The sequence below is a fragment of the Pseudomonas sp. DD1 genome (genome assembly GCF_044510355.1).
GTDB classification, from domain to species: domain Bacteria; phylum Pseudomonadota; class Gammaproteobacteria; order Pseudomonadales; family Pseudomonadaceae; genus Aquipseudomonas; species Aquipseudomonas shahriarae.
Genome location: NZ_MSAJ01000011.1, coordinates 674,735 through 700,854, shown reverse-complemented (window position 1 = coordinate 700,854; position 26,120 = coordinate 674,735). Strand labels below are relative to the sequence as shown.

Below are 26,120 nucleotides of genomic sequence, written 5' to 3'. Positions count from 1 at the left end.
TGTTCCTCCTTTGAGTGAGCAGCGTAGCAGTTGGTGTTCGGTACGCCTGGCTCTAAGGGTGTCTCCTCTCGACCCATTGCAGCCAGTGCGACAGGCAGCAATGGGCCAATGTCTCTCGCCCGCTACGTTGGCATGAGTGTCAGCTTATCTTTGAGATAGGCTTATGGATCATGCCCATTCGTGTGGGCTTAGATATCCAGGCAAATTTTGCCAAAATGCTGGTTGGTTTCCTGATACTTGAACGCTTCGACAATCTCACTCAAAGGGAAATGACGATCAATAATCGGGCGCATGCCATTAGTATTAATGGCTCGGATCATGTCCTGCTGCTGGCTACGGCTACCCACCAATACACCCTGCAGACGCACTTGCTTGACCAGTGCCGGTACAAAATTCATTGCGCCGCTTACACCACTCAATATCCCAATGACGGAGATGTGACCAGCGACTCGAATTGCAATCATCGATTGCTCAAGCGTCGCAGGGCCGCCGACTTCGATGATGTGGTCAACACCACGGCCACCCGTTAGAGCGCGTGCAGTTTCGCCCCAGTTAAGGTCTTTGCGGTAATTGATCACATGATCAGCGCCTAGCGCTTTCAGACGTTCAAGTTTTTCGTCGCTTGAAGAGGTAGCAATGACGGTAGCACCTGCCATTTTAGCGAACTGCAGGGCGAAAATTGAAACGCCACCAGTGCCTTGGACGAGCACGGTGTCGCCCGGCTTGAGTGAGTCATCGGCCATTAGGGCGCGCCATGCTGTAAGGCCAGCGGTGGTAAGCGTCGACGCCTCAGCATGGCTGTAGCCAGTAGGCGCGAGGGTAAAAGATGTGGCTTTGGCCGTCACTTGCTCACGAGCGTAGCCGTCAATGCCATCCCCTGGCACGCTTACAAAGCCTTCAACCAGTGGCGCACCGTTGATCCACTCCGGGAAGAAGGTGCTTACGACCGAGTCCCCCACCTTGAACTCAGTGACATCAGGGCCGACAGCAATGACTTCACCTGCACCATCGGCCATGGGGATGCGTTTTTCGCTAGGGCCCCACATACCGCTGACAACCGCGAAGTCATGGTAGTTGAGTGAGTTGGCGCGAAGGCGTACGGTGATTTCGCCACGCGATGCGGCTGGGACTTCGCTGCTGCCAACCACAACGTTTTCATAGCCACCATTGGGTAGGACGAAGATAGTTTTACTGCTCATGGGGATTCCTTATGTTTTCTAATTACGCGAAATAACGAAATGAAGGTTTAAAAATTACAATTCGAGGATCAGCCTAGCCGCAAAGTCGTCAATCGCCTGCTCATTGCGTCGGTAGTAAGTCCACTTTCCGATGCGGGTGGTTAGCACGAAGCCTGCGCGCTGCAAGATAGCTAAATGTGCAGACGCGGTAGAAGGTGAAAGCCCTGCCTTGTGCTGCAAATGGGTTACGCACACTCCTATCGCAGGATCGCCATGATCCTGAGGTGGGAAATTACTAAGTGGGTCTTTGAGCCACTCCATCATTTGCATGCGAGTGTCATTGCCCAGGGCTTTGAGCTGTTCGAGTATCATGGCCGACAATGCTACGCTTTTTTCCGAAATGTTCAATAAGTAATCTATGACCCTTCACAAGGGTTTGAAATCAAAAAACTCGTCCAGCCGAATAGGCTCTACTTTTTTGTAGATGCCCTGAATGACTGCTTGAACTAACCCGCTCTGGTAGGCATCCCCTATCTATGTTTGAACGTCCGCCTCTGGCCGCAAGCCGCGCTACTTTCGACCCGTTGCAGCCATTCGGGACGTGCTCCCTTGGAAGATGCCAGGATAGTCCATAAGTGTTGGCGTAAAACCAGCCGAAACACGATGGGGCGACTGTCGCTAGGGCCGTTAGCCAGGACTGCTTTGATCAGTGAATTAGAGGGGGCAGCACATTTTTTCGGGCTGAGGCCAGCGAGCAGCAGGCTGAAATCACTCAAGCAATTCCTCTATTGGCGGCGTTCATGCAATAAGCCTCGCCAGCCTAACTATCTGTGAGCTGCTTGCTTGTATAGTTCGCGGGTCAGGAATAGATTCGATCCTTCAAGGATCCTATCAAGCTACAAGTCAAAGGGAAATTGCCGTGATTTACACAAAATCGCTCGGTAACAACCTCACCCATTGATCTCAGCGACGTCTATGTTTGCTGGTGGCTCATAGTCAGCCACTAAGCCATTGCGAGGTTGAGTATCAAGCCAGTGAGGATTATCTAATGCGCGTGATGATTCTGGATGATGATCCCTGGATATCAGATCTCATAAAACAGCTCGTGTTGAGCATACGTCCGGTTGCTCAGGTCGATTGCTTTATCGATCTCGCTAGCGCTTTAGACGCTTGGCAGCCGAGTACCTATCAGTTGGTGATCGCCGACTGGAATCTACCGGATGCCCCCGGCGTCTACCTGTTGCAGAAAATTCGCGAAAAAGATCAAAGCACGCCACTGATCATGATCACTGGGCGCGCTGATCGAGAAAGTGTGCTGGCGGTAAAATCGCTGAGGATCAGTGCCTTTTTCACCAAGCCATTCCAGGTTTCGCGCGTCGTGGAATGCCTGGACGCGCTCCTTCCGCTTGATGAGCCCTCCGGGGCGATCAGTCTCAACACGGAAGACCTGATCAGCTATCTCAGTGGTTTGTCTTCGGGTGATTTGGACCTACCTTTACTGGCCTCGGTAAAAGACAAACTCCAGCTCGGCTATGGCGGGGCGTCAATGGATTTACGAGAACTCGCCAATGATTGGCAGTATGACCCGGCTCTATGCGCCCACTTGATCGCCGCCGCCAACGGTGCCGCTTATCGAGGGCTCGGCCAGCCATGCACGAATTTGAACGGTGCTCTGACACGATTAGGAGGGCTTACCAGCGTTAATTTGGCGATTAGCCAGGCACTGCGACAGACCAGTACTCAACCTGACGGCATGCTGATGACTTTCATCCAGGCTCATCTGGATGATGCCGAGCGTCTAGCTGAAAGGGTTGTGCTCCTAGCTCAACAATGTGGTCTGGATCCCGCTCCGCTGGAAAGTGCCGCCCTGTTGCACCGCATGGGCGAACTCTGTGTGCTGTATCAAACTCAGAAATGGGAGAACCAGGGCAATAGCGTGACCGAAGAAATGCTTACCCACGCTACCCGTGATTTTTCAGCACCTTTTGCCAGTCGCTTGAAAGCGCGCTGGGGGCTACCTATGGTTCTGCGCGAGTTGATAGGCGCAATATATGCTTTGCCCCAAATGCAAGTTCGCCGCGAACAAGTGGTGATGCGCCTTGCTGCCGCCATGAACAACGGCGAACCCGGAGCAGAAATTGACAGACTTCAACGATTAGCCGGCCTGAGCTGAGCGTATTAGTGAATTGCAGGTTGGACGTCTAGCAGCCCCAAAACAGGGTTTGAACTTTAATCTTGAAGGCTGAAGGCCTTCTGCGATGGGACAATGCGGGTGAGAAAACATAAGTTTTTTGCATGGAACTGGGCAGTAGCTATCACTCTGGCCGCGGGGTTAGCGGCAAGCATTCTAGGTGGCTGGATCCTTGAACGCATCAACGAACAGCGGGCTCAAGAAGCGGTTGCAGCGGCGACTGAAGACGCCGCAGATTTGGTTTTAATGCGTCTCAATCTTTACCAATACGGTTTGCGAGGCGCTCGTGGAGTGGTGCTGACAGCCGGTGAATATGGCATTAGCCGTCAAGTGTTTCGCCGATACCACGGAACCCGTGATCTCGCTTTCGAGTTCCCCGGCGCCAGTGCCTTTGGTTTTATTAGGCGTGTACCAACGCGCGATGAAAACGAGTTTCTCAAGCGCGCTCAAACTGACGACGCAGCGGACTTCTCCATTCATCAATTCTCAGCGCATTCAGGCGAGCGCTACGTTATTCAGTATGTTGAACCGGCTGAAGATAACCAGGCTGCCATTGGCCTGGACATAGCGTCAGAGACATCTCGGCGAGAGGCGGCACAATCCTCGATACAAAGCGGTGCGGCACGGATCACTGGGCCCATCACGCTAATACAGTCCATAGGAAAACCGCAGCAGTCTTTTCTGGTATTGATGCCCATCTTTCGCGGCGGAGTGACTCCGCAGACCGCTGCTGAGCGCGAGGCCGCAGCTCTTGGCTGGAGCTATGTCGTTCTGCGGACAGAGGAGGTGCTCAGAAGTCTGCGCATAGAAAACGAGGCGATGCATCTGCGATTAAGTGATATCACCGTCCCAGGTCAAGAAAAGCTGTTTTATGAAAGTACCGACGAATCGGCTCGCAGTGAAACGCTGATGAGCCATCAGATAGAGCGCGAGGTGTACGGGAGGCGTTGGCAAATCGAACTCGACGCAAATTCGCTGTTCATCCAGCGCTTGCATCAGGTCTCGCCAAAAGTTGTCCTGTTTTACGGTGGTTTTCTCACTCTTCTTCTGGCGACCTTGGTGAGTGTCGTGAGTGTCAGCCGTCATCGTCGGCGGGAGATGTTTGCCCAGCAGGCAAGGCTGGCTTCCATCGTTGAAAGCTCGGCAGATGGCATTATCGGACAAACACTCGATGGCACCATCACTAACTGGAACAAAGGAGCTGAGCGCCTTTTTGGGTACACCGCCGAGGAAGCGGTGGGACAGACACTCGTCAATTTGATTGTTCCGGCAGAACTTGTCACAGAAGAAGCTCATATCCTTGCGCAGATTAGGGCAGGTGAGCGTATCGTCAGCTTTGATACCCAACGCCATCACAAGGACAGGCGACTGATCGATGTCTCCGTCAGCATTTCTCCCATTTATGGCGAGGCTGGTCGCGTCATTGGGGCGTCCACGACGTTAAGGGATATCTCGGCGAAAAAAATGGCAGAGGCCCGAATTCTTGAACTCAACTCCAACCTCGAAGAACAGGTTGCGCAACGAACATCCGAGTTGCGGCATCTCAATCTGTTGTTGGACACGGTGCTGCGCTCGGCCACTAAGGTTTCGATCATTGCGACGGATCTCGATGGCGTAATTCGTGTGTTCAACAAAGGCGCCGAGCATTTGTTGGGTTATGACGCCGATGAACTACTAGGCAAAGACACCCCGGCGCTCCTCCATGTCCCAGAGGAAGTCGCTGCACGTGGCGTTGAGCTGAGTGAGGAGTACGCTCAGCCTATCGCAGGTTTCCGTGTGTTTACCCATAAACCAGAGCTTGAAGGCGCAGAAACCCGAGAGTGGACTTACACACGCAAGGATGGCTCGCGGTTTCCTGTCACGCTAGTGGTCACCTCCATGCGCGATGCCGATGGGGTATTGAGCGGTTACCTGGGTATTGCGGTCGACATCACCGAACGTAAAGCGGCAGAAAAGCAGCTGGCTGCGAGCCTGAAGACGACACTGGAACAACGTAGCGAACTGATTGCGGTGCACGATCAACTGCTGTTGGCTGCTGAAGTGGCCGAACTGGGTGTCTGGTCTTGGACGTTGGCGAACAATAAGTTGCAGTGGAATGACCGTATGTTCGAGTTCTACGGACAGCCACTGACGTTGCGCAATACCGGCTTGAACTATATGCACTGGTACTCACGTGTTCACCCTGAGGATGTCGTGGCAGCGGCTGCAAAGCTGAATGCCGCCGTCGAGGGGACTGATGTGTATGACACAGTTTTTCGTGTCGTTCGCCAGGACGGTCAGATCCGCTTTATACATGCTGGCGCGCAGATTGAACGCAGCCCGAACGGTGCGGCATTGTGTGTGACCGGTATCAATCGGGACATCACTGTTCAACGCGAGCTAGAGTCGCATCTGCTTTACGCCAAGGAACAGGCCGATGCAGGAAGTGCAGCCAAGTCTGCGTTCCTGGCTAACATGAGTCATGAAATACGCACACCGATGAACGCCGTGTTGGGTATGTTGCAGTTGGTGCAGAACACTGATCTGAATGGTCGCCAACTCGATTATGTGACCAAGGCGCAAACCGCTGCGAAATCACTGCTGGGTTTGCTCAATGACATTCTCGATTACTCCAAGATTGAGGCGGGCAAGCTGCAACTCGATGTGCACCCGTTCGAGCTTGAACCGCTCATGCGTGACCTCGCCGTAGTGCTGGCAGGTAACCAGGGCAAAAAGGAGGTTGAGGTCATGTTCGACCTGGACTCCAATTTACCCAATGACCTGATCGGCGATAGTTTGCGACTGCAGCAGGTACTGATCAACTTGGCGGGCAATGCCCTCAAGTTCACCCTGGAAGGCCAGATCGTGGTCAGCGTTGAACAACTGATGCGAACGGAAAATACTGTGAGTTTGCGCATAGCCGTTTCTGATACCGGTATTGGTATAAGCCCGGAACAGCTTCAGCGTATTTTTGAAGGTTTCACTCAGGCCGAAGCTTCAACTTCCCGGCGCTTTGGTGGTACTGGTCTGGGCCTGGTGATCTGCAAGCGGTTGGTCACCTTGATGGGGGGTGAACTTCAGGTGGAGAGCCATCAAGGTGTTGGGAGTCGTTTCTGGTTCGATATCACCCTTGATGTAGCGCCGACGTCATCGCTCAGATCGGCCTGGCCTGAAGTCGATTTGCCCATACGAATTCTGGTCGTCGACGACAACGCCATGGCGAGTGAATTGCTGTTACGAACCGTTCGTGCATTCGGATGGATTGCTGACAGCGTGAGTGGTGGTACGCAAGCAGTGGAATGGGTGCAGAAAGCCCAGGCGCTAGGTGAAGCATACGACGTGGTGCTGATGGACTGGCGGATGTCTGATATGGATGGACTGAGCGCTGCGCAATTGATTCAGCAGCAGGGCAACGGCTTGCCGCCTCCGATGGTCATTATGATCACTGCTTATGGTCGCGAGGTATTGGCTGACGCACACCAGGCGGGAGATGCCCCCTTTGTGGGTTTCCTCACCAAACCGGTCACTCCCAAGCAGCTAGCCGACGCCGTTCAGCGAGCACTTAACGGCAAAGACCAGCTGCATTCCCCCCTTTCCCGGTCAACAGTTGACAGGCCGCAGCGTCTGGCCGGGCTGCGACTATTGGTGGTGGAAGACAACATGCTCAATCGCCAGGTCGCCGATGAGTTGCTGACAAGGGAAGGTGCCCAGGTGACGCTGGCCGAAGGCGGACTGGAAGGTGTAAGCAAGGTGATGAATGAGGATGTGCCCTTTGATGTCGTATTAATGGATATCCAGATGCCAGATATTGATGGCTTGGAGGCGACTCGTCGTATTAGATCGAACCTACGCTTCGCAACACTGCCGATTGTGGCGATGACCGCAAATGTCTCCAATACCGACCGTGAAGCCTGTCTTGCTGCGGGGATGAATGATCATGTCGGCAAACCTATAGACCTAGAACAACTCGTGGTAACGCTGCTCTTTCAATCGGGCCGTGAAGATAGTCACGCAACTTTAATCTTGGGACAAGTCGATGCAGGAGAAGACGTTTTAGAGTCTCGTAAATCAACTATTGACCGCTTTGGTGGTAACCTCGATTTGATCCGCACGATGCTAGGTACCTTTGGCCCAGAGATGGGAAAACAGCTTGCCCAGTTGCGTGATCATATTCAGCGGCAAGATGCATCGGGGGCTGCGTTTGTACTCCATACCATTAAAGGTAGCAGCGGTACTATGGGCGCCAAGGCATTGTCGTTGCTGGCAGGCGACCTGGAGCACAAACTCAAATCTGCCGATTTAGAGTCTGTAGCGAGTCTTTTGGCCGACCCAATATGGTTTGACGGGTTGAGCAGGTTACTGCAACAAAGCCTTGAGCAAATGAATGCCGATTTTGGTCAGAGCCAGCGTGCAAAAAGTAGTGCTGACGAAGATTCCGTGGCGCCGGCGCAATGGAGAGAGTCCCTAGAGGAGATTTTGCTATTGCTGGAAACGGGTAACCTTCAAGCCATAGAACTGGCAGATGCATTGGCGTCAAAAATGCCGCAATCCCTGCGACCACAGTTCGACGAACTGGTTGTCAAGGTGCAGTCACTCGACTTTTCCGCTGCGATGCCGATTGGTCGTGACCTGTTGAGATTTGCCTGATGGAGCAGTTGATGAAAAGCTGGTTGCCTCACTCACAGAACCGCCCAAAACTTCTTATTGTCGATGACCTGCCGACTAACATCCGGGTACTGCACGAGCTGTTTCGTGAGGACTGTGATGTGTTTATGGCCACCAGCGGTGAACAGGCAATTAGCGTATGCCAAACCCAACTGCCCGATTTGATTCTGCTGGATGTAGTCATGGAGGGTATGGACGGGCATGAAGTATGTCGTCGACTCAAGGTTGACTCTGCGACCCAGGCCATTCCCATCATCTTCATTACCGCACAGCAGCAGGAGTCGGATGAGGTGCTAGGTCTGGAGCTAGGCGCGGTGGACTTCATCAGCAAACCTATCAATCCCACCATTGTCAGAGCACGTGTGCGAACACATCTGACCCTTAAGTTACAGAACGATCTGCTGCGCTCCATGGCGTTGATGGATGGCCTTACTGGAGTGGCTAATCGACGCAAATTCGATGAAGAGATATTGGCGGATTGGCGCCAGTGCTTTCGAGAGCAAAAGCCGCTGTCGCTTATCTTAGTGGATGTCGATTATTTCAAGCGCTACAACGACCGATACGGGCATCTGGCCGGCGATGGCTGTCTGAAATCCGTTGCTCAGGCGTTATCTGAAACGGTTAGACGGCCCTATGACCTGGTCGCTCGGTATGGTGGCGAAGAGTTTGCCTGCGTTCTGCCCAATACAGTTCTTTCTGGTGCGGTCGAGATTGCAGAAAGAATGCAAGCGCGGGTTCGGACATTGGGTATCGAGCATTCTGCTTCTGATGTAGATCGTGTGGTGACTATTTCTCTAGGCGTCGCAACATTGACGCCCACTGGCGAACTGGGATTCGAGGCTTTGATAGAGGCTGCGGACAAGCAACTCTACGAAGCGAAGAGCGGAGGCAGGGCGCGGGTGTCTTCATCTGCAATATCGTCCAGTTAAGAGTTTCTCCTGTTGCTGACTGCATGTTTGGTCGGAGCTTGCTTCCGGCACCAAGTCGGTAAAAGGAGCGCCTAATTAACGCAAAATCAATGGAGATTATCCATTACCTTGCTTTGCGTAAGTTGGCGATCAGGGAAAAGGCATCTGCCCAGTTTGCTGCTTGGCTTTGAGCCGCTGTGGATAGGTCCTTCGTGACTAGAAGCTTCTGGCCGACCGCGGTCATTCGATGAGTCTCAAGACTCGTGGGCTGTTTGGTAGTTTGTGTTCGGTCGGCAGGACGCCGGGGAAGGAGCAAAAACAGTTCCAAAACTAAAACCGCACCCCATGTAGAATGCGGCTTGTAGCTCGGTAACTTTCCTTTAGTAATGGAACTCCGGGAGCCTCCAAGGCCCCGGCCCAGTTGAATTTGCATAGCGGTCTTGAAAACCGGCGAACGTTAATAGCGTTCCCAGGGTTCGAATCCCTGGTTTCCCGCCAAGATTCATACGAAAGCCCCGCGATTGCGGGGCTTTTGTGTTTCTGGCGTTCGATAATTGGACAGGGTTTTAAACTAGCAGTTTCCGCATCGTTTACGACGCTTTCCGCAACTACTGTCAGATGCTCTATCAACGGGTCGGTTTCACGATCTCGCCAACGCGCCTATAAACCGTCTCGGTTATCCGCTTATCCGTATGCCCAAGCAGGCGACTGGCATCGCCCAGGTCCAATATCTCACTGGCTGCTTTTGGTCGGATGTCGCGGAACTGGAACTGCCGGATGCTCGCGGCAAGTACGCCGTCTCCCGCCTCGTTAGCAATGGCAATTGCCTTGTTCCTGGCATCGTCAAAGCGTAGGCGTAGCATCGGCTTGGTCACCTGCCGGCCATCTTCAGTGATTATTAGGTATGGAGTCCGTACTCCACGCGAGCGCCGCTGCTCTATCAGTCGCTCGACCAGTGTACCCAGGTCATTAAGGTTTCCGGCAGCGGTAAGGCGGATCCGGAGCTTCTTGGCCGTCTTGCCTTGCGATACCTGCAGGAGTTCATTTACTGCATCAGCCTCGCGCATCGAAAGCACATCTGCGGGGCGCTGTCCGGTCAGGTAGGCCAAGTCCATAGCATCGCGAAGCTCCGAGGCTGCGACTGCGTAAACGGCGCTCCAGATCTCCTCAGTTGCGTAGAAGTCTCGAGGTGCCTCCTTGTTCTTGCGCACGCCGGCGGCAGGGTTGTTCTCGGTGAGCCCCCACTCCCGCGCAATGTTGTAGATGTGCGACAGCAGTGATATTTCCCGGTTGGCTCGTACCTTTGCGGTCCGGCTATCCCTGTACTGCGCGATGATCTGTGGCGTAACCGCATCAATAGGGGCGTCGCTGAACGCTTTGCGCAGTTGCTTCAGGCTCAGGAGATTATCGCTCTGCGTTTTGGGCGCCTTGCCTGGGATGATCTCGCGCTCGTAACGGTCAAACACCTGGCCCAGCAGGGCTCCTTTCTTCGGTACCGGCTTGCAGTCGAGCTTTGCCCATTCAGCCTTCGCAATTTCCAGGTCACCCCCGAGCGGAATCTCCACCCGCTTCCCGTCTTCATTCCTCCCGTCGTAGTAATACCCAACCCACTCTTTTCCGCCTTTCAGCGTGCGTACACGCCGAATCATTCGCGGCGGCAGGTCCCTGTTTGCCGCCTTTTTTGCTCGCATGTCTTTATCCTACGTTTGAAAGATTCAGTGACCAGGCTTCGGCCGCGACGTTTTCCGCTGATGGCTTCACGCCGGCCAACTTCATCCGGGCGTAAACGCGGCCCACCACTGGGCGACGCGAGCGAGTCAGTACATATTTCCAGCCGTTTTTGTTGAGCCACTCGATCTGTCTGGACGGGATCATGTAGCCCGTTATTGCCGCGATCTCTTCCTCGGCAAGCGTTTCGCTTTGCATTTCCATGGTGTGCACCTCTATGCCCGGGGATTGTCATGCGGGCCAGTAGGCCGCGCTATCTTGATGATGTGGATGATGAAACCGAAGGTGAGCAGCATCCAGGCGACGGTGCCGGCGAATGCTGCGACCAGGGTCTGGTCGGTACCGGTCGAGAGCAGCTCCGGCACCTGCCAGAAAAACCAGAAGATGGACCCCGCCACGTACAACACGATGGCCGTGATGAGCAGGGTGAGTTTCGTTGCGTACATGGGGTGTCCTTGCCGCGCTGGGCGGCAGAAGGTAGCCCGCCGTTTTCCGGCAGGCTTGTAGAGAAGGGATTCGGGGCTTCTACATCAACGTGGCGAGATATGCCCCTGCGATGTGCCGCCGCAAATCCTGGCGCTCTTCAAGGTCGATGAGGCCCAGCCGAAGCAAGCGGTCGGTCCATCGGTCGTATTTTCGGAAGAAACGATTCCTAGACTTGCGAGTTTTTACTGGCGCAATTGCGATGACTGTTTCTGCGAAATGTTTCATGAGGCATTCCTTGTGGGGGTGAGCCTCAATGGTTGATGTGCCGGGGTGTCGGTTTCCCGACTATTTTCGGCTGAAACTACTCATGGCCTTGACCCCTTTAGATGAAAACGTAGGCGAACCAGAGGGCGGCGGTCATGGCGTCACCTTCGGGCTTTCCCCGGCAACCTGGCAAGAGCCGCAACCATCCCCGCAGGCGCCGCAGAAGTCTTTTCCCGCGGCTACTGCCTCTGCTTCACGTTGCAGGCTTGGGGCGCGGCGCGCCCACCAGCAGACCGGCCCGTCGTCGGTGTCGTGAATGGCCAGACAGAACCAGCCATCGCCTTCTGGACGGTCAGGCTCCCAGTAGCTGCAGTCCGGCTCGCCGGCTTCGAAATAGCGCTCAGAGACCGCTTCGTCGCTGTGGTATTCGAGCTCAACCATCTTCACCTGCAAGCGCTGTGCAGCGATCCAAGCCTTGCACTTATCACCGTCGCCCTCGTCGAAGTCGGGTATGTCGGGGTGAGCAAACATGCCGTATTCGTCGCGCACGACCGGGGCTGGCTGGATTACATTGATTTCTTCAGGCATGACTTCGTCCTTGCCGCTACAGCGGCTGACTTTGAAGGGGGGATTACATTTCAGTAACAACTCGAGAAGTGACAGTTCTAAATCGACTTGCCGATAATCGTTCGTTCGCTACTTGCTTGCGAGATGTCCACCCCTCTGGTTGGCAGCTTTTGCTGCTTGAGCGGCGGCGGCGTTTAAAACTTCAGCCAATTTAGTCGGCTCGCTAAAAGAGACATCTTTTGAAATTGCTTATGAGATACAGCGCGTTATCGTTGGCCGTGGTCTTATCGACCATGGTTGTAGCGGATGAATTACCGGATAGCCCTTTACTCGAGCGCTTTGGCGAAGCTATCAATCAGTTGCCTAAACCCGCTTCTCCTCCAGAGGCGAAGCACGTTCCGCGTGTCTTGGGCGCGCAGGAGCTGGATGCGCTGAATTATCCCGGCACTCCGGTTAGGCCAGAGCCCAATACCACCGGCAATCCGACTATCGACAATATGGAGGCCCGTGATAGAGCTGCGTGTATCAGGCAAAGTAGCGGCTCTGCTTTTCACTGCAGATAGTATTGGTGAGAGATTTGCGCAGGTAGATCATTTTTCCACTACCTCGTTACCAGGTCATGGGCATTCACAACCGCCTTCGGTGTGAATCGCCCCGGGTTTAGTAGACACCTCTTTGCCTTAAATGGCGGAACGCTAGGTACAACACTTCAAGCCGAAAGACCAAGCGGCTACGCCGTTTTCACAGAGGCCTCTGCTTATTTTGTGGACGTACAGCCCGAGGGGGCAGGCTCAGTTTCAAAATATTACGTAGTTCTGCCGAACTGGATTGCAAACAAAAGATTGGCAGCTCTTCAGGGCTGCCTCTAGTAACTAAACGGTTTCCAAGGCTCGCTTCGGCGGGCCTATTTATTGTCTGGAGAATTTTATGGCGGCGCCGGCAATCAACTATCAACCCATTACCACGATTCTTCTTTACGGCCAGCTCCGTCAGTTCGGGAGGGCAACATGAACTTCCCGAACGTGAAGTGGGAGTGGCGCACCGGGGCGGTGGATCAGACCTATATCCAGGGCATCACCTCGATCGAGAACGAAACCACCATCAGTAGCGAACTGCGCAGTGGCACACCGTGGGTTCGGGCGATCAGTAACACCCAGCTTTCTGCCGTGCGAGTACGCTTCGCCTGGCCGGCGCTACAGTCCGTGGATGCGAACAACAACATTAACGGTTACCGGATCCAGTAAAAGGTCGAACTGGCCACCGATGGCGGGGCCTATCAGGAAGTCCTGAGCGAGGCGGTCGACGGCAAGACAACTATTCTGTACCACCTCCGGCGCCGTCGGGGTGGTTCATGGAGCCCGTCGAGCCCAATTTGACCCAGCGCATGCTCAACGAATTATCGGAATCACCGAGGCCGGCGACCAAGGGCTGATCGCCTTACGGGCCTGTCAGGCTTACGCAAAAGAAGTCTCTACATTGAAGTAAAAGGAGCGGCCGGACCGGCGCCACGGGATGGGAACAGGGTGCACGAGGGGCGGATGGCGCCGGGGCCGGCGTCATCCGTCGGTGCGGGCTAGAACTTGCCGTTGACGCCGATGCGGAACGTGTCGCTACGCTCGTCGCTGCCCAGGGCGGTCTTGTAGGAGAAACCCATCTGCCACGTCTGACCTAGGTTGAAGTCCAGGCCAAGGTCGAGGTTGGCAAAATCGCTGTCCAGCGGATCGGGCTTAAAGCGATAGAGAATGCCGTCGTCGCCCTGGTCGGTGTAGCGCATCTTGTAATCGCTGCTGCCACTGAAATTGTGGCCCCAGGCTAGCCCGACCTTTGGTGTCATCACCCCAAGTCGGGTCGGCACGTCATAACCAGTGCGCAGGCCGATAAACGAGGTGAAGTTTTGTTGCCGCTGCTCGTCATAGGACAGACCATAGATGCCGCCACCGCTCTCACGGAAGGCGTCCATGCGCGTGGTGCTGGCGTTCAAGCGTCCGTAAGGAGTGAGCGACAGCGGGCCCTGGCGATACTCGTAGCTGGTGGTCAGCGAGGCGAACAACTGGTCGGCATCACGGGAGCCCTTGGCGTAGTCGTCGTTGCTGCCGGTGATGTAGCGCCGCGAATCGAAGCTGATGCGGTTGTAGCCCACCAGGCCATCGACGAATACCTGGGGTGCCACGTTCAGGCTCAGGTAAGTGGCGATACCGACGGCGTCGGCGTCACTGCGGGTCTTGTTGTCCCCAATGTCACTGCGGTCGTTGCCGTAGCCGATACCGACACCGGCAATCGCGGTCGGCGACAGGCGATAGTCGATACCGGCACTCAGGCCCAGGGTGGTGAAGCTGTTGTCTCGCGCCCCGCGAGCGTGGGTCGAACCATTGTTAATGAAACCGTCGCTCCAGTAGGCGATGGCATCTTGCTTGCAGCCGTCTTCGACTTCGGCTGCGGTCTTTCTCTTCTCTTCGTCGGTGTTGTTTGCCGAGCCGCCCAGCTGTTTCTGAACGGCGCTGGATATTTCCTGCATAGGCACCTCTTGTCCGTCTTTTCTCACGCTGGCATTGAACGAGTTGCGGTTGCAGGACACTTGATGCAACTGCTCCAGGCGGCGGTTGAAGTTGTCCATCTGGGTGCTGGAAAAGCGTTCAGCAGCTCGGGTCTGGGCGTTGAGCAGGCCGATCACCTCGGCATCCCTGCTCGGGTCCGGGCGCGCCGCGATCATAAAACTCACCGAACTGGCGGCACTCGAGCCGCTGCCGTTCTCCAGGCTGAAGGTGACGATGGCGGTGCCGACAAAGGCCGCCGACGGCACGAAGCGCATCGAGAACGGACCCATCATCATCGCCCGGCCGGCGGAGGCGGGAGTCACGGTACCCAGCTTTGCTAGGGTAAATGGGCCGCCGGTCGCGCCCTGGGTCAGGTCGACGGTGGCGGTCTGCCCCGAGGCCAGGATCTGGCTCGACGCCGGTACGGTGATGGGCACGGCGGCAATGGTCAGGGTATAGGGCCGGGAGGCGGTGACGGCGTTGGCGTCGGTAACGGTGATGGTCAGGTTGGAGCTACCGCTGGCCGTCGGTGTGCCGCTGAGCACACCGCTGGTGGTGTTCAGGGTTATGCCGGCCGGCAGGCTGCCGGTGATGCTGTACGAATAAGGCGCGGTGCCGCCGGACGTGCTGAAAGTGGCGCTATAGGGACTGTCTGTGGTGCCGGCACCCAGGGAGGCTGGGGTCAGTACCAGGGTGGGCGCGCTGACGGTCAGGCTGACTGTGGCCGGGCTGGAGGTACCGCTGGCGTTGGTGGCAGTGTAGGTGAAGCTGTCCGCACCGGAGTAACCGGCGGTTGGGGTGTAAGTGATGCTGGTGCCGCTAGCGGTGGCGGTGCCATGGCTGGCCGCGCTGGCGACGGCGACGCTGGTGGCTGCGCCGCCGCTGAGGTTGAGGGTGATCGGGTTGGCGCTGCTGTTGGCGGCGACCGTGGCACTTAGGGCGCCGGCAATCGGCGAGGCGGCGCTGATGGTCATGGAGTACGCACGTGCTCCGGTTGCGCTGTTGGCGTCGGTCGCGGTAACGGTGAAGTTGAAGGTGCCAGTGGCTGAGGGTGTGCCGCTGAGGGGGCCGCTTGCACTTAGGCTTAAGCCTGTGGGTACGCTGCCGCTGGTGATGGCATAAGTGTAGGGCGCAGTCCCGCCGCTGGCCGTGATGGTCTGGCTGTAGGCCGTACTCACCGTGCCGTTAGATAGCGTGGTGGGGCCGACGGCAATCGTTGGCGGGCTGACGGTAATGGTCACTGTGGCCGGGCTGGAGGTACCGCTGGCGTTGGTGGCAGTGTAGGTGAAGCTGTCCGAACCGGAGTAACCGGCGGTTGGGGTGTAAGTGATGCTGGTGCCGCTGGCGGTGGCGGTGCCATGGCTGGCCGCGCTGGCGACGGCGACGCTGGTGGCTGCGCCGCCGCTGAGGTTGAGGGTGATCGGGTTGGCACTGCTGTTGGCGGCGACCGTAGCGCTGACCGGGCCGACGGTGGGCGCGGGCACGGTGTAGGTATAGCTATTGGTCCGGGTCGCGCTGCCGCCTGCGGTGGTGACCGTCACATTCACTGCGCCTGCGGCGTGGGCCGGGGTGGTGGCGGTGATGGTGGTGGCGTTGTTGACGGTGAAACCAGTGGCTGCTGTTCCGCCAAATGTCACCGCCGTGGCGCCGGTAAAGTTGGTGCCGGTAAGGGTGACGGAGGTGGCGCCTGCGGTGCTGCCGCTGCTTGGGGCTACCGAGGTCAGGGTCGGGGGCGCGGAACTGGTGACTACCAGTGTATAGGTGGCGACCCCGGCCTGGTTGAGGCCGTCATTCAGAGAAATGCTGAAGGTATAGGTGCCAGCAGTGGTCGGTGCGCCATGCAGGATGGTCGATGAACTGTTGGGCGAGGCGTCGAGGATCAGCCCCGGAGGTAGGCAGGGGGTAACGCCATCGTAGTCCGGGTCGTCGACGTCGCACTCTGCCCACTGGTCCAGCGGCATTGCGCCCCCGGAGGAGGTGATGGTGATACTCATGGACTGACCCACGGCTACCGACGGCAGGGTGGAGCCCGATGCCGGGCTGGTAATGGTCGGGGCGGCCTGGGCCTGGAGGGCCAGGGGCAAAGTCAGGAGCAGCAGGAAGACTGATGCCAGTCGGCGTGCCAACCGGGCACTGCGGGTGGTGAGCATTGTTATCATGTTTAGGCTTCCTGCCGTACGACCCGTGTGAGGTTCGTGTCCAGCTCAAGTGTCATTAATTGTCAGACAGGCACAGATATAGCCGGCCAGCAGCACGGCCGCTAGCCGGGAAAAATCATGTTGCTTTCACTGCCGGTAAAACAGCGTGTTCGAGTATTCGTATCGCTGGCGATCCTGGTCGGCTACTCCTGGTGTGCCCGTGCAGGGCGGCGCATCTGGGTGTGGATGCTGGTTTCTCCGCAGGGCTCGAAGCCGAGTCGCTCATACAGCCTGCGGGCCCGACTGCCTTGCTCGACACTCAGGCTGCAGACTTGGCGCTGGGCATCGGCCTGGCTCAAAAGCGACTGCAACAGCTCGCTGCCTATGCCCTGGCCGTGCCATGCCGGCAGCAGGGCGATATCGACGACGCGCAACTCGCGTGCGCTTCGGTCCACGCACAGGCGGCCAATGGGCGCACCAGCATATTCGACGATCTGAAAATCCGCGCTGGGGTAGTGCTTTTCATAGTGCTGGCGCTGCAATTGCGCTTGGGAGTGCAGGAACGCCCGGCGTTGCGCGTCGCTCCAGCCCGGCACCGCGCTGACTTCGGCCCAGCGACGGGTCACGAAAAGATCCTGGAGAAAGTCCAGATCAGCGGTGGTCTGCGCACGCAGAACGAGGTCGCTGGGATAGAGCCGCAGCGACTGGGGTGGGGTGCTGGAGACGCTCATCACGGCCTCACGGGGTATTCGCCGTTGAGGCAGATGCAGTAGGCCAATGTCAGGAACGGCTGCAAGGTGCTGCGCGTCGTACTGCTGCCAGGCGTCATTTGCCCGGCCGAACCGATGGTGCCGGCCGCCAGGGTCGGATCGCCTGAGGCGGGTGCAACGTTGTTGTAGACGCGCACGTTGCGCGGTTGCGACAGATAGGCAGACCCATCGGGCGTATCCACGGCGGCCGCGCTATCGGTGCCGCTCTTGGCGTTTACAGCATGGGTGTGGCTGGGGATGTTGGCCGGTAGCAGCATCACCTGGTCGGCACCTACCGCGGTGCCAATCGGCCGTGGCAGCAGCCCCGTGCCATTGCCGGCGCCCATCGCCGCGCGGCCATTGAGGTTGGGCAGCTTGAAGTTCTGCCCTACGCTGCCGCCGTAGGCATAGCCGATGACCGAAAACAGCGCGGGGTATTGCTGGATCGTTAGAACCGAACCGTCGCAGTAAGCCCAGTCTTGCGGTGCGAAGTTAAAAGGCAGCAGGCGTATTTCACCGGTGAAAGCATCCATGAGCGGTCGTTCCTTGAAAAAAGAGGCTTACGGCCGAGTCGGGTAGATGCCCGCCAGGCATATGATGTAGTTGATCGCCAGCGAGCCCATCATGTTGCTGTGGGGCGTGCTCGCTGCCACGCCGCCAGCCGGGTCGAGAAAGCTTGGATCGAGCTGGACCGAGGGCGCGGTGTTGGTGCCTGCGCTATACAGACCCTTGATCACCCCGGCACCGGGAAATTGGCCGAAGGTCTGGCTGGACGGTGCCGCAGGTGCTGGGGGCGCCGGGGTCGTGGAGGTGGCGAGGGTGCTGCTGACCACAAATGCATGGGTGTGGGCGGGTGTATTTGCTGATGTCAGGGACACCGTTTCGACGCCTGTGGCCTGGCCCAGCACTCTTGGGGTGAGGCCGGGGCCGATGCCTTGCCCGATCGGTAGGCGACCGCGGTAGTCCGGGAGGCCGAAGTCGATCACGCCGTTGCCGCCATACACGGTGCCCAAAACTGAAAACAGGGCTTGATAGGCGTTGACGGACACGAGTGAACCATCGCAAAGCGCCCAATCTTCTGGCGCATAGTTGCCGGCAAACATGCGGATTTCTCCGAGGTAAGCTTCAGACATTTCAGTTTCCTTACTTGAGGGTCTGTAAACAGTGCGGCTACGGGCGCGGCGGATAGATGCCGTTCGTGGCGATACAGAAGCACCCGACAATCGAGGGCTGCACATTCGCCACCGGGGTCCCTGTGGTGGGTGCAACGGTGGCGCTGTTCAAGGTGGTCAAGGACGACCCGACGGCAGTGATGTAGGTCGGTTTCGACAGGGCACCGGTGGAGGTCGAGCTGACAGCCGGAATGCCGCTGGCGGGGGTCGTCAAGGTGCCGGCAGTGCCGGAAACGTGTGTGCCATGGGTGTGAGTGGCCAGGCTGCTGGCGCCAAGGGCGACTTTTTCGGTGCCGCCGGAACTGCCCAAGGTATGCATGGCAATTACCGGATTCGGGGCGATGGATGGCACCAGATTCTGACCCAGGGCCGCACGGCCACGCAGGTCCGGCAAACCGAAGGTAGTCTTGCCATCGCCGCCATAGCGATTGCCGAGCAAGGAGGCCAAGGCGACATTGCTGTTGAAGGGCAGAGTCTGACCCTCGCAGGCCAGCCAACCGGAAGGCGCCCAGCCCCAAGGGAACAAGCGAATTTCACCGAGAAAGGGGTCCATTATTTTCCTCCTTGAAAATATTATTGGCGCCAGAAAACTGTTCTTATTCGCGGCAGTAAAGGCGCTTGTCGTACAGTAAACAGATTTTAATTTACTTCGCAAACATTATTTATTGGCGAAGTCGAACTTCCGCGACAAAGTATTGTCGCGCTCGCCACTACGCAGTAACCGTAAGTGTCTGTTGTCAATCGCGGGGGGGGGTTAAGATGCGGTCGTTTTGAAAACTTCAGTTGTTCAGGGTGTGGAGGTGGTATCGGTTAAATCGATGTAAAAGGGCAGCCAGCGGCGCGTAAGCGCCTTCGCGTCATCCAGGTTTGCAGGTTGTGCGTTTTGGGCGGCGGGCTGTAGATACCCGTGCGATCAATCAGGGTGTATTGAGAACGGCCATGGCCGGCCTGCACCAGGGCGAACTGGACGCCGTCAGCGCGGCGGCCGCCAAGCTGGTGAGCGAAGAGCAGGGGAGGCGCCTGGCCCTGGAGAGGGCGCTGGCCACCTCCGATCAACAATACACCCGAGAACTTTCCGATGCTCAACGCAACCAGGCTCTGCTGTGTTACTGCTGATGTGCGGCTGTCAGTCCTTCTCGACGCCACGGATCCAGCCAGTGGCTGCGGTGTGCCTGCCACCTCCGGCGCCGTCGGCGTGGTTCATGTAGCCCGTAGAGCCCAACTTGACTCAGCGCATGCTCAAAGAATTATCGGAATAACGGGTGATGGAGATCAAGGATTGATCGCTTTGGCGGCGTGCCAGGCCTATGTAAAAGAAGTGTCAGCGACAAAGTAAAAAAAAGCGGCCAACCTAGGTGCGTCAACATCCATGCTGGCCACCAAACGACAATCTATCTCTGGAAACCCAGCAAAGTTGATCTCTGCATTTGTTAGAGGGCTATAATCCATTGATAACTGTTCACAATCATTACTCTTCTATTTCATACCCGAATTTCATTACTACTGATAAAGTTGTGCCGCCGTCGGCTGTAGGTGTTTGTGGTTGCCAAACAATATTCCCATCTGGGTTGTCTTGCTGATTATCATCGCTTGTGCTGGGGACGCACGTATTTTCCTCTCCTGATGCCCAAGGTACATTCCACGCGACTTTTACCCATCTGTCATTTTGGCCATAGATGGAATAACTAATAGAACCTTCCGTGCCAGAGGATGTGTTATCCCTGCCTTGAGCGACTAAGACTTGAATTGTTGTTTTTGGCGGGACTTGAGCTACAGGACCCGATTCTACTCTTCCCCAGTCAAAGTTTATGTCTTTATATACAAGGGTTTTGGTTTTGGAATCATTAATAATGGTTAGGTAAAATTTTTCAGCTGCGCCCATGATAAAAATCTCCAATTGCATTAGAGTGAATTGCTGTTGTTTTCTATTGAGTGCTGCAAGAAATTCTAATGTCTACGAAGTCATTATAGGTTCCTCCTCCCTGGAGATACTGTTTAATGTTGGTGCTGCAATCCATTTGCTCTCATGACAGTATCTATCATTTTTCTCAGGTAAAATAAAAACTATCGTGCTGCCTGAAGAGTTGCATTTTGTAGACGTATGCTTCTGGTTTTGATGGCGGTATTTTAAATGTATGAGCGTAAGTCAGATTTTATTTGTAAGCTTGTTAAATGTGTTTCAGGTGGTTTATAGCCAATAAAGATATTCCTGAAACCGCAGAAGGCGTCTGCTTGCTTAGAGGTTGTTGTGTGAGTAGGAGGTCAAAATGGCAGCCAAGGATAATGGTACTTTAATTGAGGCGAATTTTATTGCGGAAGACATATTCTTGCTCCTTTTAATAGGCGTTTGGCTTATGGTGGAGAATCTACAACGGGGTGACTAGTCAGTTCCGTCGCATGTTTAAACCATCCAAGCTTTGCCAGTATTACTCCATTTACACTGCGTCTTGGGTCGTTCAATAATCTCGCTGAACTATAGAACCGAATACTTAACTGTCAAAGCTGGCGGGTCGAAGCTGGGAAGAGATAGACGAACGGTAGGATTGTCCTGTCTGGGGGATGATGAGCCAGAGGTACACCACAAGCTGGACCAGCCCTGGTCAGTCGCCTGCAGGTAGCGATCACTCCGGCGCCATGAGCACTGCGAGGGGCAGTTTGATGAACTCTTCGTTCTCGTCGATGGTAGGTAGAGCACCGCGAACGTTATCGGCTATATCAACTGATCCTCGCTGCTCTACCCAGTTTGTCAGCTCCATGATCGAGGCTTCGAGGGCGAGCTGGTTTTCGTAGAGTTTTGAGAGCAGGGAAGGGAGTAGGTCTGAGTTGGGCATCGGCGTTCCTCTGGTGGAGTGAGCAGCCTAGCAGTTGGCGATTGGGGCCCCATCCCAAGGTCATGAGTGTCCGCTCTCGACCCTTAGATGCCCTTTGGAGAGGGCAGATAGGGGCTAAATACGAACTCTAACTTTAAAGCTGACTGCGAACCAGCCAAACCACAGCAGACGTGTTTTCTCTGGGTGTAGAGTCAAGGTTAACTGAAGGGGTCGAGCTTCCAAGGCATGGTGAAAGCTCAAACCCGGCACACTGTCATCTGCGTACCGCACGGCGATCATCTTTAGCCACATTCGGTAGAAAGCAATCGGGAGCATTGGCCAGATATTTTCTGGTGGCTATTTCCATGCAATCGAAGAACTGTTGCGCACTGCGTGTGAGTACTTCGCCCTTGCGGGTGATCAGCACCCCCGAAACGCTAGGCATGCTTTCCTGAATCGGCAGCGCGATGATGCCCTGCGTCTTCAGCGTACTGAGTACAAGGGGCTTGGCGATCATTGCCAGCAAGTCTGCTCGTGAAAGCAGCCCCAGGCCCACGGTAAACGACTGGCACCATAGGGGGGTGCTCCTTGATTCGATCACTATCGCCTCCTTGGTTGGTGTTCGCACGGAGCAGCAGTTGCTCTCCATCGATACAGTTTCCACTCGCTCGACCAGTGCGCCAAGCTCGTTCAGGCAGCCTAGCTACGATAAGGCGGATCCAGAGATTGTTGCCGGTGGAGCCCTACACTGGACGACCCACAGAAACCCCGCTCCCGAAGAACTCTGTGGCGAGCGAATTCGTGCACGGCTGGGTTCATTCGCATGTTCTCTCTAGATATGACCTGGGTCATCTCCCTATTTCAGTAGCCTGCTAACGTATCAGGCCGCTGACGGCTTCAAGGAGGATGAGGTTCAGCCTACGACACCATATTCATAACGGGAGCGTTCACGGTGAAGAGCTGGCACTGCATACTCGGTATCTTAGTGATTACGACACTAACGCTGCTGATTGAAATACCTGTTGATACCTGGCTCACTTCGGCAACTCTCAGCCTGATACTTGGAGCTTGCGCACTGGTTTATATGGCGGTTTCCTGCCTGTTGGCCAGTCGCTGGAGGGTAGTTGAGAATCTATTCGGCGGCTTGGACCGGGTCTATGAGTCACACAAGTGGCTAGGTATCTGGGCGCTTGTATTTGCCACGTATCACTTTGTATTCAAGGCAAATCTGGATGCCTGGAACAGCGTGCCTATTCTGGAGTTGCCAAAATACTGGACGCGGCTAGTGCGCCAGTTGAGCTATGTAGCACTAGGTCTGATCGTACTTCTTGCGTTGAACCGCAATATTCCTTACAGCCTGTGGCGGTGGTGGCACAAGCTTTCCGGGCCATTGTTTCTGGTCGTGATTTTACATTGGTTAAGCTTCAAGTCGCCGATCACCTTGTTCAGCCCTTCAGGTCTCTGGTTGGCGCTGTCCTGCGGGTTGGGTGTGCTGGCAGCCCTTTACAAACTGGTTCTTTACCCCTTTTTTGCCCGTGCTGGCGAGTACAAGGTGAAAACCGTCAATAGGGGCAACAGGGCGCTGCATTTGACGCTGGAGCCCATCCATAAAGGATTTGACTTCAGTGCCGGGCAGTTTGCGTTTCTGGCCATGCAGCAAAAAGGGTTGCGTGAGCCTCACCCTTTCACGATCGCTAGCGCCAACGGTCCGAATGGGCAAATTGAGTTCATTATCAGAGGGCTTGGGGATTACACCAAAAAGCTCTGCGAGTGCGCGAAAACCGGAATGCTTGCCACTGTCTACGCCCCTTATGGGAGATTTAAACGGGCCTCTCACGCCGAGCGGGAAATCTGGATCGGCGCGGGTGTGGGGATTTCGCCTTTTATTTCCTGGTTGCAAGATCCGAATGCCAAAGACTTCGAAAAGGCAACGCTGGTCTATTGTTTCACCCCCTCGCGCGCCTTCCCTCCGTCCGAAGAGTTGGAAAGTATGGCCACCATGCGTGGTGCGCAATTTGTTCGTAATACGGGGGGGACTGAGCAGTTGGCTGAAACCTTGAGTGACGCGGTGGCTCAAACCAAACCGGACCAAATTCATGTCAGTTTTTGCGGCCCCAAAGGACTACTAAGCAAGGTGTATGAACTAATGGATCTCCATCGAATTCCGAAAGCTAATCTTCACTTCGAACTTTTCGACTTCCGTTGATTCGATAGACTGCCTACTGCAGGTCATGCCAGCTGGTCATCCAGCTCCTGGGGGAGCAGCTAGGCTGCAATCCCTGGAGCCTGTTAGATGATCCGTAAAAACCAGCCTCTACGAAGCGCGCGTGTTGTTCTCTCGACGCGCCTTACTGCTGATTCATCTGATAGACCACTGTGCTCCAGTAGCGGTTTCCGTTACGAATCTGGCGAGTCCAGCCGTTAGCCTCGAGCTGCTTGCCGATCATTCGATTCATAAATCCATGACCGAGCAACAGGACTGGCCCTGCGCTGGAAAGGTCTTGAAGTTGTCGAGCTGCCTTGCCGGCCCGTAGCCTGGCCTGGCGGGCTGATTCGACCGTTCCCGAGAAACCGCACAACCAGGAAATACGCAGGATAAACGCCCACGTAAACCCAGAGAGCTTCGGCAGTCTCCAGCGGCCATGGGGCAGTTGTGCCTCACAGAACACCGGGTCTACCACTGTAGGCTGAAGACACAACGCCCGTACGGAGGAAAGCGCTCGAGGGGCACTACTCGATACGATTACTCGAGCGGTCGCCGCCAGTTGCATGCTCGCCTGTGGGGCGGGCTGGCGGGTGATTTCAGATAAGTTGTAGTGTTCGATCCAGTGTTTCATTTCGAATAATGAAACCTTGCCGAGCATGGTCAGATTCGGCTGGCCATGGCGCATCAGGATGATCTCCCTGTTCATTGTGTTCACGTCCTTGTCTTGCCGCACATTGAGCCGAAAAGGGTATCAGCTAGCCAGCAGGTATGTGGAGCCACAATCATTAAATCAGGCCATCGGATAAGGGCAATCAGCTATTAGCCCATCTGTGCGAGTTCCTCCGCCAGGGGATCAATGCTGACTTTTTCTTTGTTTTTATTGTGAGAGAGGGTTTTTATGCCTGACCGCTTCTCTGATGCTTTATTGGTTTAATTAAATAAATCCGTCCCCCTAACATGGCTCACATGCCCAGAGTAGGAATGGTCACCTGGCCACACTCTATGAGTTGGCCAGCGGTCACTTGCAGCCCATCATTGGGTTTTGCGGCATACCCGGCAAGAAAGCCGGCGGCCACCAAGGCGATACAGAGCAGGGATCTTCTGAGAATCATCGGGAATTCGCTGAGTTGTTGGTATGAAAACATGCAGCACTGATTCCCGATTATGAAAAAGGTTCCTGGCGCACGGGCTCTGCAAGGCACCACCTACGACAGCACCACCACACGGGCGCTCTCGAACAGCACCGGACGGACAAGAATTTTGTAGCTGTCAGCATCGAAGGACTGCGGCGGGAGGGTCGGCGCCAATCGGGCTTCGGCCTCCGAGGCATAAGTCCCGATGTACCGCCAGTTGTCCACGACGTGGTATTGCTCCATCTGGCCATGGCGTTCGTGCAGCGCAATGGCCGCGGGGTATGGCCAGCGGTGGACGGCCCAGTGCGCCAATGCCTGCAGCAAACGTTCGGTATGGGCTGCATGGGTTTCGTCGCCCCGGCATGCCCCGGCGCATTTACGGATCTGCGCGCGGAAACAGCCCTTTGTGTTGGCTGGCTCTATACCCAACAAGCTATGACAGAGGCGATGCTCGTCGGCGAGCAGCATCAACGCTTCGATTGCCATGCGCCGGCTGCGGAACAGTCCGTACAACTGTGGCCCCTCAGCTAGCGCGGTGGTGTCGATGATCTCGAGTTTGCCTTGGTGCATGCGCAGCGAACACAGGCGTCGCTGCCTGCGCAGGCGCTTGTTCTTCAGGGGCTGCAGCTCTTTGATCAGGCGCGACTCCAGCAACAGTGCACCGATTTCCCCAGCGGTCTGCTGGTACTCGATCCGCTGTGCCTGACGCAGCATGCGGGCTTCTTCGGGAGTGCGCAGGTGTGCCAGCAGACGGCTGCGGATATCGACACTTTTACCGATATACAGCGGCATCGAATCGCCTTGCGCGTAGAAAAAATACACGCCGGGCGCACGCGGCGCAGCTTCGGCCTGGGCGCGAAGGTGGGCAGGGTATTCGAAGGGCAGGGCAGGGGGCGTCGGTCGTAGAGGCATGCCAAATATAGTGCGGCATCAACTGGCGAAACGGGGTGCCGCTGGTCGGGCACCTTGGTGGACACGCCTCAGGGGGTTCGACCCCCTTTGATCTTGGCGGTCTTGAGGTGTGATTGAGACCTGTTGCTGGTATTTCTCCTCACGCTGCCCGTCTTCACAGCGCTCAGGATTTTTTGAAAGTTCGCGCACTCGATATGCCGCGCCGCAGGGCAGGCCGCAGCACGCCGCAGTCCATCACGTATGGCGCTGAGCTGCTGGATCGTACGGTCCAGCTCATCAGCCTTTTCGGCCAGTCGCTGATGGTCAATGGCCGGCTGGCCATCCGCGCCCAGCATGGTGGCGATATCGTCCAGGGAAAACGCCGCAGACTGGCCGAGGGTGATCAATGACAGACGTTCAAGTACATCCGTAGCAAATACCCGGCTCAGGCCACGGCGACCTATGGAGCGGATAAGGCCTTTTTCCTCGTAGTACCGCAGGGTCGAAGACGGTAGGCCGCAGCGGCGTGCCACTTCACCGATATCCATTTCTTTCATGCTTGACCTCAAGTCGACTTGAAC

General features: G+C 56.0%; 22 protein-coding genes and 4 pseudogenes. 7 read left to right on the top strand and 19 right to left on the bottom strand.

Features of this window, described 5'->3' with window-relative positions; translation table 11 throughout:
* Positions 1-188 precede the first annotated feature (188 nt).
* Positions 189-1,199 (bottom strand): NAD(P)-dependent alcohol dehydrogenase, encoded by a 1,011-nt coding sequence (locus PSFL_RS11000; RefSeq protein WP_170044275.1) that lies wholly within the window; start codon positions 1,197-1,199, stop codon positions 189-191.
* Positions 1,200-1,253: 54 nt separating this feature from the next.
* Positions 1,254-1,550 (bottom strand): helix-turn-helix transcriptional regulator, encoded by a 297-nt coding sequence (locus PSFL_RS10995; protein ID WP_057959929.1) that lies wholly within the window; start codon positions 1,548-1,550, stop codon positions 1,254-1,256.
* A 676-nt stretch (positions 1,551-2,226) separates the two neighbouring features.
* On the opposite strand from PSFL_RS10995, the gene PSFL_RS10990 reads away from it, so the two are divergent.
* The 3 genes from PSFL_RS10990 (at position 2,227) to PSFL_RS10980 (ending at position 8,942) form a co-directional block, all read left to right on the top strand.
* The gene (locus tag PSFL_RS10990) at positions 2,227-3,351 is read left to right on the top strand and encodes an HDOD domain-containing protein (protein ID WP_397470004.1); all 1,125 of its coding nucleotides are present in this window, start codon (positions 2,227-2,229) and stop codon (positions 3,349-3,351) included.
* A gap of 93 nt (positions 3,352-3,444) precedes the next feature.
* Positions 3,445-7,995 (top strand): PAS domain S-box protein, encoded by a 4,551-nt coding sequence (locus tag PSFL_RS10985; protein WP_397470003.1) that lies wholly within the window; start codon positions 3,445-3,447, stop codon positions 7,993-7,995.
* On the top strand, positions 7,995-8,942 hold the full coding sequence (locus PSFL_RS10980) for a diguanylate cyclase (RefSeq protein ID WP_397470002.1): 948 nt from the start codon (positions 7,995-7,997) through the stop codon (positions 8,940-8,942). The genes PSFL_RS10985 and PSFL_RS10980 overlap by 1 nt, the downstream gene beginning before the upstream one ends.
* 605 nt (positions 8,943-9,547) lie before the next feature.
* Here PSFL_RS10980 and PSFL_RS10975 read toward each other — a convergent pair.
* The 5 genes and pseudogenes from PSFL_RS10975 to PSFL_RS10955 form a co-directional block, all read right to left on the bottom strand.
* Positions 9,548-10,612 carry a tyrosine-type recombinase/integrase gene (locus PSFL_RS10975; RefSeq protein WP_397470001.1) on the bottom strand — a complete coding sequence of 355 codons (1,065 nt, stop codon included), beginning with the start codon at positions 10,610-10,612 and terminating at the stop codon, positions 9,548-9,550.
* A 4-nt stretch (positions 10,613-10,616) separates the two neighbouring features.
* Complete coding sequence (locus PSFL_RS10970) at positions 10,617-10,853, bottom strand: DUF4224 domain-containing protein (RefSeq protein ID WP_057441436.1); 237 nt, start codon at positions 10,851-10,853, stop codon at positions 10,617-10,619.
* 11 nt (positions 10,854-10,864) lie between these two features.
* Positions 10,865-11,095 (bottom strand): hypothetical protein, encoded by a 231-nt coding sequence (locus tag PSFL_RS10965; protein WP_273872626.1) that lies wholly within the window; start codon positions 11,093-11,095, stop codon positions 10,865-10,867.
* A 79-nt stretch (positions 11,096-11,174) separates the two neighbouring features.
* Positions 11,175-11,360, bottom strand: a complete 186-nt coding sequence (locus PSFL_RS10960) for a hypothetical protein (protein WP_273872627.1) — start codon at positions 11,358-11,360, stop codon at positions 11,175-11,177.
* 252 nt (positions 11,361-11,612) lie between these two features.
* Positions 11,613-11,927, bottom strand: a pseudogene (locus tag PSFL_RS10955) (hypothetical protein); the annotation flags it as partial.
* A 977-nt stretch (positions 11,928-12,904) separates the two neighbouring features.
* Between PSFL_RS10955 and PSFL_RS10950 the strand changes: the two are divergent.
* Both PSFL_RS10950 and PSFL_RS10945 read left to right on the top strand, forming a co-directional pair.
* Positions 12,905-13,246 (top strand): annotated as a pseudogene (locus PSFL_RS10950) (hypothetical protein); the annotation flags it as partial.
* Between the two features lies 1 nt (position 13,247).
* Positions 13,248-13,391: pseudogene (locus tag PSFL_RS10945) on the top strand (lysis protein); the annotation flags it as partial.
* 88 nt (positions 13,392-13,479) lie between these two features.
* Here PSFL_RS10945 and PSFL_RS10940 read toward each other — a convergent pair.
* The 5 genes from PSFL_RS10940 to PSFL_RS10920 all read right to left on the bottom strand — a co-directional run bounded on the left by PSFL_RS10940 (position 13,480) and on the right by PSFL_RS10920 (position 19,052).
* The gene (locus tag PSFL_RS10940) at positions 13,480-16,599 is read right to left on the bottom strand and encodes an autotransporter domain-containing protein (protein ID WP_397470000.1); all 3,120 of its coding nucleotides are present in this window, start codon (positions 16,597-16,599) and stop codon (positions 13,480-13,482) included.
* A 182-nt stretch (positions 16,600-16,781) separates the two neighbouring features.
* Entirely contained in the window at positions 16,782-17,309 is a 528-nt protein-coding gene (locus PSFL_RS10935) for a GNAT family N-acetyltransferase (RefSeq protein ID WP_170059303.1), read from the bottom strand.
* A complete protein-coding gene (locus PSFL_RS10930; RefSeq protein WP_170059302.1) occupies positions 17,309-17,860 on the bottom strand; it encodes a phage tail protein in 552 nt (183 codons plus the stop codon). The genes PSFL_RS10935 and PSFL_RS10930 overlap by 1 nt, the downstream gene beginning before the upstream one ends.
* A 27-nt stretch (positions 17,861-17,887) precedes the next feature.
* Positions 17,888-18,460, bottom strand: a complete 573-nt coding sequence (locus PSFL_RS10925) for a phage tail protein (protein WP_170059301.1) — start codon at positions 18,458-18,460, stop codon at positions 17,888-17,890.
* A 37-nt stretch (positions 18,461-18,497) separates the two neighbouring features.
* A complete protein-coding gene (locus PSFL_RS10920) occupies positions 18,498-19,052 on the bottom strand; it encodes a phage tail protein (RefSeq protein WP_170059300.1) in 555 nt (184 codons plus the stop codon).
* Between the two features lie 323 nt (positions 19,053-19,375).
* Between PSFL_RS10920 and PSFL_RS10915 the strand changes: the two are divergent.
* Positions 19,376-19,835: pseudogene (locus PSFL_RS10915) on the top strand (lysis protein).
* 132 nt (positions 19,836-19,967) lie between these two features.
* Here the strand turns inward: PSFL_RS10915 and PSFL_RS10910 are convergent.
* The 3 genes from PSFL_RS10910 to PSFL_RS10900 form a co-directional block, all read right to left on the bottom strand.
* Positions 19,968-20,381: an aegerolysin family protein gene (locus PSFL_RS10910; protein WP_170059299.1), complete on the bottom strand. Its 414-nt coding sequence runs from the start codon at positions 20,379-20,381 to the stop codon at positions 19,968-19,970.
* Between the two features lie 739 nt (positions 20,382-21,120).
* Entirely contained in the window at positions 21,121-21,330 is a 210-nt protein-coding gene (locus PSFL_RS10905) for a hypothetical protein (protein ID WP_170059298.1), read from the bottom strand.
* Between the two features lie 253 nt (positions 21,331-21,583).
* Positions 21,584-21,910, bottom strand: a complete 327-nt coding sequence (locus tag PSFL_RS10900; protein ID WP_397469999.1) for a hypothetical protein — start codon at positions 21,908-21,910, stop codon at positions 21,584-21,586.
* Between the two features lie 351 nt (positions 21,911-22,261).
* Between PSFL_RS10900 and PSFL_RS10895 the strand changes: the two genes are divergently transcribed.
* Positions 22,262-23,515: a ferric reductase-like transmembrane domain-containing protein gene (locus PSFL_RS10895; RefSeq protein ID WP_397469998.1), complete on the top strand. Its 1,254-nt coding sequence runs from the start codon at positions 22,262-22,264 to the stop codon at positions 23,513-23,515.
* A gap of 142 nt (positions 23,516-23,657) precedes the next feature.
* On the opposite strand, the gene PSFL_RS10890 is transcribed toward PSFL_RS10895, so the two are convergent.
* The 4 genes from PSFL_RS10890 to PSFL_RS10875 all read right to left on the bottom strand — a co-directional run bounded on the left by PSFL_RS10890 (position 23,658) and on the right by PSFL_RS10875 (position 26,096).
* Positions 23,658-24,221, bottom strand: coding sequence for a histidine phosphatase family protein (locus tag PSFL_RS10890; RefSeq protein ID WP_057441027.1), 564 nt, complete (start codon positions 24,219-24,221; stop codon positions 23,658-23,660).
* A 256-nt stretch (positions 24,222-24,477) separates the two neighbouring features.
* The gene (locus PSFL_RS10885) at positions 24,478-24,660 is read right to left on the bottom strand and encodes a hypothetical protein (protein WP_057441024.1); all 183 of its coding nucleotides are present in this window, start codon (positions 24,658-24,660) and stop codon (positions 24,478-24,480) included.
* A gap of 60 nt (positions 24,661-24,720) precedes the next feature.
* On the bottom strand, positions 24,721-25,560 hold the full coding sequence (locus PSFL_RS10880) for an endonuclease (RefSeq protein ID WP_198818262.1): 840 nt from the start codon (positions 25,558-25,560) through the stop codon (positions 24,721-24,723).
* Positions 25,561-25,628: 68 nt separating this feature from the next.
* On the bottom strand, positions 25,629-26,096 hold the full coding sequence (locus PSFL_RS10875; RefSeq protein WP_273880097.1) for a helix-turn-helix domain-containing protein: 468 nt from the start codon (positions 26,094-26,096) through the stop codon (positions 25,629-25,631).
* Positions 26,097-26,120 lie beyond the last annotated feature (24 nt).

Excerpts from the sequence above, each read along its gene's own strand:
- PSFL_RS11000 (WP_170044275.1), bottom strand. The coding sequence starts at position 1,199 with ATGAGCAGTAAAACTATCTTCGTCCTACCCAATGGTGGCTATGAAAAC.
- PSFL_RS10995 (WP_057959929.1), bottom strand. The coding sequence starts at position 1,550 with ATGATACTCGAACAGCTCAAAGCCCTGGGCAATGACACTCGCATGCAA.
- PSFL_RS10990 (WP_397470004.1), top strand. The coding sequence starts at position 2,227 with ATGCGCGTGATGATTCTGGATGATGATCCCTGGATATCAGATCTCATA.
- PSFL_RS10985 (WP_397470003.1), top strand. The coding sequence starts at position 3,445 with ATGCGGGTGAGAAAACATAAGTTTTTTGCATGGAACTGGGCAGTAGCT.
- PSFL_RS10980 (WP_397470002.1), top strand. The coding sequence starts at position 7,995 with ATGGAGCAGTTGATGAAAAGCTGGTTGCCTCACTCACAGAACCGCCCA.
- PSFL_RS10975 (WP_397470001.1), bottom strand. The coding sequence starts at position 10,612 with ATGCGAGCAAAAAAGGCGGCAAACAGGGACCTGCCGCCGCGAATGATT.
- PSFL_RS10970 (WP_057441436.1), bottom strand. The coding sequence starts at position 10,853 with ATGGAAATGCAAAGCGAAACGCTTGCCGAGGAAGAGATCGCGGCAATA.
- PSFL_RS10965 (WP_273872626.1), bottom strand. The coding sequence starts at position 11,095 with ATGTACGCAACGAAACTCACCCTGCTCATCACGGCCATCGTGTTGTAC.
- PSFL_RS10960 (WP_273872627.1), bottom strand. The coding sequence starts at position 11,360 with ATGAAACATTTCGCAGAAACAGTCATCGCAATTGCGCCAGTAAAAACT.
- PSFL_RS10940 (WP_397470000.1), bottom strand. The coding sequence starts at position 16,599 with ATGATAACAATGCTCACCACCCGCAGTGCCCGGTTGGCACGCCGACTG.
- PSFL_RS10935 (WP_170059303.1), bottom strand. The coding sequence starts at position 17,309 with ATGAGCGTCTCCAGCACCCCACCCCAGTCGCTGCGGCTCTATCCCAGC.
- PSFL_RS10930 (WP_170059302.1), bottom strand. The coding sequence starts at position 17,860 with ATGGATGCTTTCACCGGTGAAATACGCCTGCTGCCTTTTAACTTCGCA.
- PSFL_RS10925 (WP_170059301.1), bottom strand. The coding sequence starts at position 18,460 with ATGTCTGAAGCTTACCTCGGAGAAATCCGCATGTTTGCCGGCAACTAT.
- PSFL_RS10920 (WP_170059300.1), bottom strand. The coding sequence starts at position 19,052 with ATGGACCCCTTTCTCGGTGAAATTCGCTTGTTCCCTTGGGGCTGGGCG.
- PSFL_RS10910 (WP_170059299.1), bottom strand. The coding sequence starts at position 20,381 with ATGGGCGCAGCTGAAAAATTTTACCTAACCATTATTAATGATTCCAAA.
- PSFL_RS10905 (WP_170059298.1), bottom strand. The coding sequence starts at position 21,330 with ATGCCCAACTCAGACCTACTCCCTTCCCTGCTCTCAAAACTCTACGAA.
- PSFL_RS10890 (WP_057441027.1), bottom strand. The coding sequence starts at position 24,221 with ATGAACAGGGAGATCATCCTGATGCGCCATGGCCAGCCGAATCTGACC.
- PSFL_RS10885 (WP_057441024.1), bottom strand. The coding sequence starts at position 24,660 with ATGTTTTCATACCAACAACTCAGCGAATTCCCGATGATTCTCAGAAGA.
- PSFL_RS10880 (WP_198818262.1), bottom strand. The coding sequence starts at position 25,560 with ATGCCTCTACGACCGACGCCCCCTGCCCTGCCCTTCGAATACCCTGCC.
- PSFL_RS10875 (WP_273880097.1), bottom strand. The coding sequence starts at position 26,096 with ATGAAAGAAATGGATATCGGTGAAGTGGCACGCCGCTGCGGCCTACCG.